The sequence below is a fragment of the Methylophaga thiooxydans DMS010 genome, assembly GCF_000156355.1.
In the GTDB taxonomy this organism is placed as follows: Bacteria; Pseudomonadota; Gammaproteobacteria; order Nitrosococcales; family Methylophagaceae; genus Methylophaga; species Methylophaga thiooxydans.
This window is the reverse complement of record NZ_GG657904.1, coordinates 119,640-129,490: the sequence shown is the minus strand read 5'-3', so window position 1 is coordinate 129,490 and position 9,851 is coordinate 119,640. Positions and strand designations below refer to the sequence as shown.

Annotated in this window: 12 protein-coding genes; 6 read left to right on the top strand and 6 right to left on the bottom strand. The window is 45.4% G+C overall.

Annotation, left to right across the window (positions count from 1 at the left end):
• Nucleotides 1-241: 241 nt before the first annotated feature.
• Nucleotides 242-2,026, bottom strand: coding sequence for an ABCB family ABC transporter ATP-binding protein/permease (locus tag MDMS009_RS13605; protein WP_008291964.1), 1,785 nt, complete (start codon nucleotides 2,024-2,026; stop codon nucleotides 242-244).
• A gap of 155 nt (nucleotides 2,027-2,181) precedes the next feature.
• Between MDMS009_RS13605 and MDMS009_RS13600 the strand changes: the two genes are divergently transcribed.
• From MDMS009_RS13600 to mutT, 6 genes are all read left to right on the top strand, one after another.
• A complete protein-coding gene (locus tag MDMS009_RS13600) occupies nucleotides 2,182-2,424 on the top strand; it encodes an FmdB family zinc ribbon protein (protein WP_008291950.1) in 243 nt (80 codons plus the stop codon).
• Between the two features lie 47 nt (nucleotides 2,425-2,471).
• Nucleotides 2,472-3,107: a DUF502 domain-containing protein gene (locus MDMS009_RS13595; protein ID WP_008291943.1), complete on the top strand. Its 636-nt coding sequence runs from the start codon at nucleotides 2,472-2,474 to the stop codon at nucleotides 3,105-3,107.
• A 71-nt stretch (nucleotides 3,108-3,178) separates the two neighbouring features.
• Complete coding sequence (aspS, locus tag MDMS009_RS13590; RefSeq protein ID WP_008291974.1) at nucleotides 3,179-4,966, top strand: aspartate--tRNA ligase; 1,788 nt, start codon at nucleotides 3,179-3,181, stop codon at nucleotides 4,964-4,966.
• Between the two features lie 15 nt (nucleotides 4,967-4,981).
• Complete coding sequence (gene nadA / locus MDMS009_RS13585; RefSeq protein ID WP_008291966.1) at nucleotides 4,982-6,082, top strand: quinolinate synthase NadA; 1,101 nt, start codon at nucleotides 4,982-4,984, stop codon at nucleotides 6,080-6,082.
• A 20-nt stretch (nucleotides 6,083-6,102) separates the two neighbouring features.
• Entirely contained in the window at nucleotides 6,103-6,291 is a 189-nt protein-coding gene (locus MDMS009_RS16540; RefSeq protein WP_008291952.1) for a zinc-finger domain-containing protein, read from the top strand.
• A gap of 3 nt (nucleotides 6,292-6,294) precedes the next feature.
• Entirely contained in the window at nucleotides 6,295-6,690 is a 396-nt protein-coding gene (gene mutT, locus MDMS009_RS13575) for an 8-oxo-dGTP diphosphatase MutT (RefSeq protein WP_008291993.1), read from the top strand.
• Here mutT and yacG read toward each other — a convergent pair.
• The 5 genes from yacG to MDMS009_RS13550 form a co-directional block, all read right to left on the bottom strand.
• On the bottom strand, nucleotides 6,687-6,872 hold the full coding sequence (yacG, locus tag MDMS009_RS13570) for a DNA gyrase inhibitor YacG (protein ID WP_036311645.1): 186 nt from the start codon (nucleotides 6,870-6,872) through the stop codon (nucleotides 6,687-6,689). The genes mutT and yacG overlap by 4 nt on opposite strands.
• Before the next feature lie 2 nt (nucleotides 6,873-6,874).
• On the bottom strand, nucleotides 6,875-7,645 hold the full coding sequence (gene zapD, locus MDMS009_RS13565) for a cell division protein ZapD (RefSeq protein WP_008292003.1): 771 nt from the start codon (nucleotides 7,643-7,645) through the stop codon (nucleotides 6,875-6,877).
• A gap of 57 nt (nucleotides 7,646-7,702) precedes the next feature.
• Nucleotides 7,703-8,317 (bottom strand): dephospho-CoA kinase, encoded by a 615-nt coding sequence (gene coaE / locus MDMS009_RS13560; RefSeq protein WP_008291971.1) that lies wholly within the window; start codon nucleotides 8,315-8,317, stop codon nucleotides 7,703-7,705.
• The gene (locus tag MDMS009_RS13555; RefSeq protein ID WP_008291969.1) at nucleotides 8,317-9,186 is read right to left on the bottom strand and encodes a prepilin peptidase; all 870 of its coding nucleotides are present in this window, start codon (nucleotides 9,184-9,186) and stop codon (nucleotides 8,317-8,319) included. Before MDMS009_RS13555 ends, coaE begins: the two co-directional genes overlap by 1 nt.
• Nucleotides 9,187-9,188: 2 nt before the next feature.
• Nucleotides 9,189-9,851, bottom strand: a 663-nt coding sequence (locus MDMS009_RS13550) for a type II secretion system F family protein (RefSeq protein ID WP_043888373.1), incomplete at its 5' end; no start/stop codon positions are given.

Sequence of the window (9,851 nt, the reverse complement as noted above, 5' to 3'; positions counted from 1 at the left end):
AAAGTCGCTGCGCTCAAAGTGGCAGCAATAAGTGATTTGCCATATTTCATTATAGTTCCTCTCGTTTTTTTAGGTTATTTGCCTCAGTGCGGTGCCAGTGTTGCATACGCAAACTGAACCGAAACTGAACAGAACTAAATCAATATTTTGTAAGGCTTTTTGATTTAGTCGAGTCCGAGACCGCGCGACATACTAAACCAGTCAAGAGTTTAATGTCCATCATATAGGTCGTAAAAATAGGTCAAATAACGGAATTGTTGTTATCGAAGTCGTTAGATCGCTCACTCTGTTGTAAGGCCCACATCGCAGCATAGTGCCCGCCTTGCTTGAGAAGCTGGTCGTGGTTTCCGCGTTCGATAATACGGCCATGATCCAAGACGAGAATAGTATCGGCATCAACCACTGTGGATAGTCGGTGGGCAATAACGAGGGTGGTTTTGTTAGCACTGACCGATAGCAACTCTTGACCAATCGCCTGTTCAGCGTGGCTGTCCAGAGCCGAAGTGGCTTCATCAAACACAAGAATTGCCGGGTTTTTTAATAAAGTGCGAGCAATCGCGACACGCTGCTTTTCGCCACCAGAGAGTTTAAGACCTCGTTCACCTACCAGGGTATCGTAGCCATCGGGTAAGTGGCTTATGAACTCATGGATATGGGCTTGCTTGGCAGCAGAAATGACAGCATCAGCATCGGCACCGGTTTCGCCATAAGCGATGTTGTTAAAAATGCTGTCATTGAACAGTACGGTGTCTTGTGGCACTACACCAATCGCTTGCCTGAGACTGTGTTGTGTTACCTCACGGATATCTTGACCGTCAATCAACACGCGCCCTTGCTGGGGATCATAAAAACGGTATAGCAAACGAACAATGCTTGATTTCCCTGAGCCACTAGCGCCCACTAATGCGAGTTTTTGCCCGGCTTCAATAGTAAAGTCTATTTGCTGCAAGATAGGACGCTGTTTTTGATAAAAAAACGCGACATTTTCAAAGCATATTTTCCCCTGACTCACATTCAGGGATTTGGCATTTGCTGTATCGGCGGTCTCCTGTTGTTGATCAAGTAGGAGAAACATGCGTTCCATATCAGCTAAGGAGTGGCGGATTTCACGATAAACAAATCCTAAAAAACCTAGAGGTAAATATAACTGTAGAAGGTAGGCATTGATTAACACCAAGTCACCCAGTGAGAGTTCCTTATCTACAACGCCCTGACCGGCCAGCAGCATTAATGCGGTCAAGCCAACGGCGATGATGACACCTTGACCCACATTGAGTACGGATAAGGAAATTTGGTTCCGTACCGCCGACTGTTCCCATTGTTTTAGCTTAAAATCGTAGCGGTCTACTTCAAATGCTTCATTGTTGAAGTATTTGACGGTTTCATAATTCAGCAAGCTATCTATCGCCTGATTATTCGCTTCCGAGTCCATATCATTCATTGCTCGTCGAAATCGCATTCGCCATTCCGTGACCAGTAATGTGTAGACTATATATATAAGTATGGTGCCAGTGGTGATTAAGGCAAAAATGCTGTCGTAATTAAGCAGCAAAATAATACAAACCAAGCCGATTTCAACCAAGGTCGGCAGAATATTGAAAATCATGAAGTTCAACAAAAAGCCGATACCACGCGAGCCACGTTCAATATCACGCGATATGCCCCCAGTTTGACGCTGCAAGTGAAAGCGCAATGAGAGATTGTGCAAGTGGCTGAAAATGGTGGTGGCGATACGCCTGACAGTGCGAAATATCACTTTGGCGAACAAGGCGTCACGTAACTCACTAAATACACTGCTGGTTAGTCGTAACCCCCCGTAGATGATCAACATAGCGACAGGTAAATAAATGATAGGTTGCTGTTGTGGATCCAGTGCATCAACGGCTTGTTTCAGCGCAAGCGGAACGCCGACATTCGCTAGTTTGGCTAAGGTCAGCAAACTCAGAGCAAAAAAAACGCGGCCTTTGAACTGCCAGATAAAAGGCAGCAGACTACGAATAGCTCGCCAGTCTTGATATGTTTTCATTAGCGCAGTTTAGCTGAAACAAAGTTGTCTAGGAAAAGCGATTCGGCGGCAGATTATAATTTTAGTTATAATTACGGGATTTAACGGCTTGAAAACTGCGTTTTTAGCCGCACTTAAACGATCCCGAATAAGTTTGGTATTGTGAGGAACGAAAAATGCCACTTTATGAATATCGCTGTGATGCCTGTGGGCACGAGTTTGAGGCGTTACAAAAAATTAGTGATGAGCCTTTGGTTCATTGTCCCGCTTGTGAAGCACAAGACCTTCGCAAACTGATTTCAGCGGCGGGGTTTCGTCTGAAATGTCAAGGCTGGTATGAAACTGATTTCAAAACCAGTAACAAACGTAACTTGGCTGAGAGTGCGACTACAGCAAAAAAGACTGAGCCGGCAGCGTGAAAAACCTGAGCAGCGACAATTTATGCCTATAAACCATTCGCAGCTTTATGCGTAAATATCTGATTGCCGGCTTATTAGTATGGATGCCTTTAGGCATCACCTTTCTGGTGATACGAGCAATAGTTGGTTTTCTCGATAAAACGCTATTGCTCTTGCCTCATGGTTATCAGCCGGATAACCTGCTGGGTTTTCATATACCCGGCTTGGGCGTTGTGTTAGCCATTGTCTTGGTATTGGCAACCGGTATGATTGTTGCCAATTTGCTGGGCAGGCGATTGGTGAATGCATGGGAATCGTTATTGTCACGTATTCCTCTCGTTCGGACTCTTTATGCTGGTGTGAAACAAATTATGGAAGCGGTGTTGGCAGCCGATGCCAAATCGTTTCGACGGGTATTACTCATTGAGTATCCGCGCAAAGGGGTCTGGAGTCTGGCATTTATGACCTCGGATCAACTCGGTGAAGTACAGGAAAAAACAGAAGCAGATGTGATTAGCGTGTTTATACCTACGACACCTAACCCAACTTCGGGTTTTGTTTTGATGGTTCCTGAGCATGAAGTGATTTATCTCGATATGGCGGTTGAGCAAGGTCTGAAGATGATTATATCGATGGGGGTTGTAGTACCCGATTGGCAAAAAAATAAACTGTTGAAGCAACAGCAGGCCGAACTTAACAAATAATACGAATTGCGGCAGCTAATATCAGCCTGCATGCAGAAACAAATTGAAAATAAGAAGATTGGAAAAAAATTATGCGTAGCCATTATTGCGGCGAAGTGAATGAAACGCTAGAAGGTAAATCAGTTACCGTTGTGGGGTGGATGCACCGCCGACGTGATCACGGTGGGGTCATTTTCATTGACTTAAGAGATCGTGATGGTTTGGTTCAGGTCGTTTGTAATCCAGAAGATGCTGAAAGTTTTACCACAGCAGAGCGTGTACGCAGTGAATATGTGCTGAAAATTGAAGGTAATGTTCAGTTGCGTCCCGCGGGTAGTGATAACCCCGATCTGAAAAGCGGTAAGATTGAAATCATCGCCAAAAAGCTCGAAATATTAAACAGTGCTGAAACACCGCCGTTTCCTCTGAATGAATTGTTGGATGTCAGTGAAGATATTCGCCTGCGCCATCGCTATATCGATCTGCGTCGCCCTGAAATGCAGCAACGTCTGCGTTTTCGTTCACAAATTACCCGTCAGTTACGTAACTATCTCGATGATCACGGTTTCCTTGATATTGAAACCCCCATCCTGACTAAAGCCACCCCAGAAGGGGCGCGTGACTACTTGGTGCCAAGTCGTACTCATCCCGGTGAATTTTTTGCCTTGCCACAGTCTCCACAGCTTTTTAAACAGTTGCTGATGATGTCAGGCTTTGATCGTTATTATCAGGTTGTTCGTTGTTTCCGTGATGAAGATCTACGTGCTGATCGCCAGCCTGAGTTTACCCAAGTCGATATAGAAACGTCTTTTGTTGATGAAGAAGAGTTCATGTCGCTGATGGAAGAAATGATCCGTAGCCTGTTTGCAAACGTATTAGAACAGCCACTGCCGAATCCTTTTCCTCGCATGACGTATGCGGAAGCACAGCAACGTTACGGAAGTGATAAGCCTGATCTGCGAATTCCACTAGAACTAGTGGATGTTAGTGACTTGATGCAAGCCGTCGACTTTAAAGTCTTCTCTGGGCCTGCTAATGATGAGCGCGGTCGTGTCGCAGCGCTACGTGTACCTGGTGGTAACAGTCTCAGCCGTAAAGAAATCGATGATTACACCAAGTATGTTGGCATTTACGGGGCAAAAGGTTTGGCCTATATCAAAGTCAATGATTTGGCCGCAGGCCGTGACGGTTTGCAATCGCCTATCCTGAAATTCCTGCCTGATGATGTGGTCGAAGCCATCATGCAACGAGTCGGTGCCGAAACGGGTGATCTGGTGTTCTTCGGTGCGGATAAGACATCGGTAGTGAATGAATCACTGGGTGCCCTACGTGTTAAAGTGGGTCAAGATCTGGATATGGTGGAACATGGTTGGCGTCCACTGTGGGTTGTTGAATTCCCGATGTTTGAATGGGATGACAAATCAGAACGCTGGCATGCTTTACATCATCCATTCACGGCGCCAAGAGAGTCTGATGTTGGCTTGCTGGAGACGGATCCTGAGAAATGTCTGTCACGCGCTTATGACATGGTATTGAATGGTACTGAGTTAGGTGGTGGTTCGATTCGTATCCATCAAACCGAGATTCAAAAGAAAGTACTGGAGCTCTTGGGCATTGGTGAAGAAGAAGCACAAGATAAATTTGGCTTCCTGCTTGAAGCACTAAAATATGGTTGCCCTCCGCATGGAGGTCTGGCATTTGGTCTTGATCGTCTGGTGATGTTGATGACTGGTTCAGCTTCTATTCGTGATGTGATGGCTTTCCCGAAAACACAATCAGCCAGCTGTTTGTTGACTGATGCGCCAAGCGCTATCGCGGATCAGCAATTAAAAGAGCTGAACATTCGCTTGAGAAAGTTGCCTAACGCAGAAGCTCAGTAGTAAAGAGGATTAATTGTGGCTAGCAAAGAAATACCATTTGAGAATTATTTTTCGCTGGATGATGAGACCTGCGAAGCGCGCATTGCCAAAGCGAAAGAAAAACTAGGCGATGATTTGGTGATTCTTGGCCACCATTATCAACGTAACGAAGTCTTTCGTCATGCTGACTTTTCTGGTGACTCGCTGAAATTATCACGTAATGCCGCCAACTCAGATGCGAAATATATCGTTTTCTGTGGTGTGCATTTCATGGCGGAAGTTGCCGATATTCTGTCACGCCCGGACCAAGTTGCGATTCTGCCTGATTTGGCGGCTGGTTGCTCGATGGCGGATATGGCCAACCGAATCAATGTAGACCGCGCTTGGGAAGAAATGGCGGAAGTGTTGAACCCAGAAGAAACCATCACGCCAATTACCTACATCAATTCTGCGGCAGATCTGAAATCATTTTGTGGCAAACACGGTGGTATTGTTTGTACATCAACTAATGCGCCACATGTTCTTGATTGGGCATTTTCACAACGTGAAAAGGTATTGTTCTTTCCGGATCAGCATTTAGGGCGTAATACCGGTCATAAAATGGGCATTCCACTTGAAGAGATGGTGGTCTGGGATTTCGATAAACCAATGGGCGGACTGACGGCAGACGAAATTCGTAATGCCAAGATGATCCTATGGAAAGGGTTTTGTTCTGTTCATCAAATGTTTCAGCCGGTTCAAATTGATAACTTTTTAGAAAAGTATCCCGAAACCAAAGTGATTTCACACCCTGAATGCAGTTTTGAAGTGTGCCAGAAATCTGATTTTGTTGGCTCTACGGAATATATTGTTAAGACGATTGCTGACAGTGAACCCGGCACACGTTGGTTAGTTGGCACCGAGTTAAACCTGGTGAGTCGTCTAAATGAACAGTTCCAGTCTGAAGGCAAGTCTGTTCATTTTATGTCGCCAACCGTTTGCATGTGCTCAACGATGTTTCGTACCGATCCTCAGCATTTGCTATGGGTGTTGGAAAATTTGGTTGAAGGGCATGTGGTGAACCAAGTTTCTGTTGATACGACTACGGCACATGAGGCCAAACTAGCCCTGGATAATATGTTGGCTTTACCTATCTAGCCTTTAATGGGGGTAAGTCTGTGACTGAGCAAAAGCAGGCCTGTACGCAACAACATTATCAGATTACAGAGCGCGATCTGCCTTTGTCTTGTCCTATGCCAGATATGCCGGCCTGGGATGCGCACCCGAGAGTGTTTCTCCCAATCAAAGATAAAGGTGAAGCACACTGCCCTTATTGTGGTGCCATCTTTACCTTGCGAGCTAGTTGAATCATGAAACAAATAGATGTTGCTGTTGCCATTATGCTCAACACGGAACAACAAGTGTTGACCAGCTGGCGGCAGCTTCATCAGCATCAAGGGGGCTTGTGGGAGTTTCCCGGCGGCAAACGCGAGCCTGATGAATCCATGTTTGATACCCTCCAGCGTGAAATCCATGAAGAACTGGGTGTATCAGTAGAAACAGCAGCACCATTTGTGCGTATCGAACACGACTATGGTGATAAGCAGGTGAGCCTCGATGTTTGGTTGGTGTCTCACTTTACTGGCGAGCCGCAGGGAAAAGAAGGCCAAGCGTTACGCTGGCAAACCATTGATGAATTAGAAAAAGGTGAGTTTCCAGCTGCAAATGCTGCCATTATTGAGGCATTGCAACGCGCATCGATTTAATGGTGGTCGTTAGGATCCTGTTCAGGATCAAAGTGTGGTTCACCAGCGATGCGGTGCCCTTCCGTTGCCCACTCTCCAAGATCAATGAGTTTACAGCGCTCACTGCAAAAAGGCTTCCAGAGCTCTTTTTGCTCCCAGTTAACCGTTTTTCCGCATTGTGGGCAAGTTACCGTCGTCACCATAATTACATCGCACAGCAGCTAAGTCTGAATGGAATTTCTTCGAATGTTTGTTGCGGGCGTTGGCTAATATCAAATTGCATAAAACGAATGGTAAAGCGGTGTTTACCACCACTGACCTCTGGAAAATAGGTGACAGATGCGGGTGTTTCTACTCGAATTAGCTGGTAAGGCTGATTGCTGTCGAGACTGCGCTGAAAAAAGCCATCCTTTGCGACTTCTGGACGAAACCCGATACTGCTGCGGATTAATCGTAAACTCATATCGACGGCATTACGCACTGACTGAAACTCGTTTAACCAAAGACGTAATTGTTCAGTTCTGATAGTCGCGTCTGTGTGCTGCAACCAAAAATGATAGGCCGGTAAATCAAAGTCACAGGTACCACCAGGAATGCTTGAACGCTGTCGAATGCTATAAAGAAATTCATTTTCGCGCAAGGTTTGACCAATACCGCTTTTCTGAATATGTAATGCGTCAAGATTTTGATCTAAATCAGAGAGTAATGTTTCGAGTGCCTGAGTATCAACGCCGGGCGTATTTTCAAGTGCAGTAAGGTTAGCGGAAAGACGCTCAATTTCTTTCATTAACTCCTGCTTAAGATCACTGCGCTCAAACACACTTAACATATTAAGCATGGCATCCAGAGCATCGCGATGATGCATTTCAGTTTGCTGGGTTAACGCACTGTCAACACGTTTGAACAGGAACTCCAAGCGCAGGAATGTTCTTATTCTCTCATTGAGTGGTTGTTCAAAAATAATATGTTCTGACACAGTCGTATTAATGGCCGCAATGAAATAATGCGTTTATTGTCCCTGACTCGGAGACTGCTAGCAACTTGCGTTGTATTTTAAAGCTAGTTCACGATAAAAGTGATGTAATTGTTCAACCTTATCCTTTAACGAATTTATATCATTTTGATTGTCGATAAGGTCGTTAGCAACCTGCATGCGTTGCTGTCGAGTCGCTTGGTTATTGAGTATGTTCTGGGCCTGAGTTTTGGTTAACTTATCACGCTTTATAAGGCGCTCTAGTTGAGTTGCTTCAGGAATATCAATGACCAGGATGCGATCTACGAGATCCAACATATCGGCCTCAACTAACAATGGCACAACAAAGATGCAGTAGGCTGTTTCGCTCGTTTCGGCTAAAGCCAACATTTGCTCGCGCACTTCAGGGTGAAGGATTTTTTCTAATTGATGCTTGGCGGTAGCATCACTGAATACAAGATCTCGAAGCAAAGCGCGATTAATTTCGCCATCAGAAAATGTGATGTCGGTACCAAATAGCTCTATGACCTGCTTATAACAATCCGTGTCTTTTTCCAGCAACTTTCTGGCAATGACGTCGGCATCAATGATGGTCACTCCAAGCTCAGAAAATAATTGACTGACAGTGCTTTTGCCACAGGCAACACCACCCGTTAGCCCTACGCGAAAATGCATTAGCTAAGACCAGCTAGCTTAAGATAGCCTTGGTTTAATGGTTCACCCCAGATAAGAGCAATCCAGCCGGCAGCCGCAAGATAAGGGCCAAATGGGATGGGAATATCGCGTTGATGTCTTCTCAGTAAAATCAGACTAATACCAACTACGGCTCCTACCAGAGAGGAAAGTAGGATGATCATGGGCAGGTACTGCCAGCCCATCCATGCACCCAATACAGCCAGTAACTTAAAGTCACCGTAGCCCATGCCTTCTTTACCCGTTATCAGACGGAACAGGTGGTAAATACTCCACAAAGATAAATAGCCGGCTATGGCGCCTATTACACTGCTGGCAAGATCGGTATAAATACCGAATAAATTGAAGAAAATTCCAAGCCAGACAAAAGGCAAAGTGATTTTGTCTGGTAAAAGCTGATGATCAAGGTCAATAAACGTCAATGCGATTAATGACCATGTCAGCAACAACGCACCTAGACAAGCCCAATTAAAACCAAAATGCCAAGCAGCTAGGCCAGAAGCGAAACCCGTTATGATTTCAATAAATGGATAGCGAATGGAAATCGAAGCCTGACACGATCGACATTGCCCTTTCAGTACCAGATAGCTTAGGACAGGGATGTTTTCAATGGCTGAAATGGCATGTCCACAATGCGGACAACGTGAACGGGGAGTGGACAGGTTAAAAGTCTGTCTTTCTTGCTGCGCTTGGTCTGCAAGCTCTGCACACTGCGATTCCCACTCATATTGCATCATGATGGGAAGACGGTAGATAACGACATTCAAGAAACTGCCGACTAACAAGCCAAGCAATACTGTTATCGCCACCCAAGCAATGGGTGACAAAGCAAGGTAATCGAACAATAACATGCTTAAATGGCAGCCCCGAGCTTGAATATAGGCAGGTACATAGCGATAACCAGTGTACCGACAATACCACCAAGGAAGACCATGATGATGGGTTCCATGAGAGCCGTCATATTATCAACAGCATCATCAACCTCACGTTCAAAAAAGTCAGCGACTTTTGCCAGCATAGAATCTAAAGAGCCGGACTCTTCACCAATGGCTACCATTTGGACCACCATATTGGGAAACAGCTCAGTATCAAGCATCGCTTTGTTCAGCTGCGTACCGGTAGAGACTTCATCTCGCATATCCAATGTGGCTTCACCGTATACGACATTACCCGTTGCACCGGCTACAGAGGTCATGGCTTCAACCATCGGCACACCGGCTTTGAACATGGTGGAAAAAGTCCGTGAAAAACGCGCAATGGCGGCTTTCGTCATCACGGCACCAATGACGGGTATTTTTAACAGTAATCTGTCTAGGAAGTGCTGGACTTTTCTGGAGCGTTTTTTTGCGGCCATACAACCCATTACAGTGCCGATAAGAACACCGAAAATTAACCACCATTTTTCCTGGAAAATTTCAGACACACGGATGACGAGTTTTGTTAATCCAGGCAGGTCAGCGCCAAATCCCTGAAACAAAGATTGAAACTGAGGAATAACAAAAATCATCAAAATGGC

Bases quoted from the DNA above. Each gene is read 5' to 3' on its own strand.
- MDMS009_RS13595 (WP_008291943.1), top strand. From the start codon at position 2,472: ATGCGTAAATATCTGATTGCCGGCTTATTAGTATGGATGCCTTTAGGC.
- MDMS009_RS13600 (WP_008291950.1), top strand. From the start codon at position 2,182: ATGCCACTTTATGAATATCGCTGTGATGCCTGTGGGCACGAGTTTGAG.
- mutT (WP_008291993.1), top strand. From the start codon at position 6,295: ATGAAACAAATAGATGTTGCTGTTGCCATTATGCTCAACACGGAACAA.
- MDMS009_RS13605 (WP_008291964.1), bottom strand. From the start codon at position 2,026: ATGAAAACATATCAAGACTGGCGAGCTATTCGTAGTCTGCTGCCTTTT.
- aspS (WP_008291974.1), top strand. From the start codon at position 3,179: ATGCGTAGCCATTATTGCGGCGAAGTGAATGAAACGCTAGAAGGTAAA.
- MDMS009_RS13555 (WP_008291969.1), bottom strand. From the start codon at position 9,186: ATGTTATTGTTCGATTACCTTGCTTTGTCACCCATTGCTTGGGTGGCG.
- yacG (WP_036311645.1), bottom strand. From the start codon at position 6,872: ATGGTGACGACGGTAACTTGCCCACAATGCGGAAAAACGGTTAACTGG.
- coaE (WP_008291971.1), bottom strand. From the start codon at position 8,317: ATGCATTTTCGCGTAGGGCTAACGGGTGGTGTTGCCTGTGGCAAAAGC.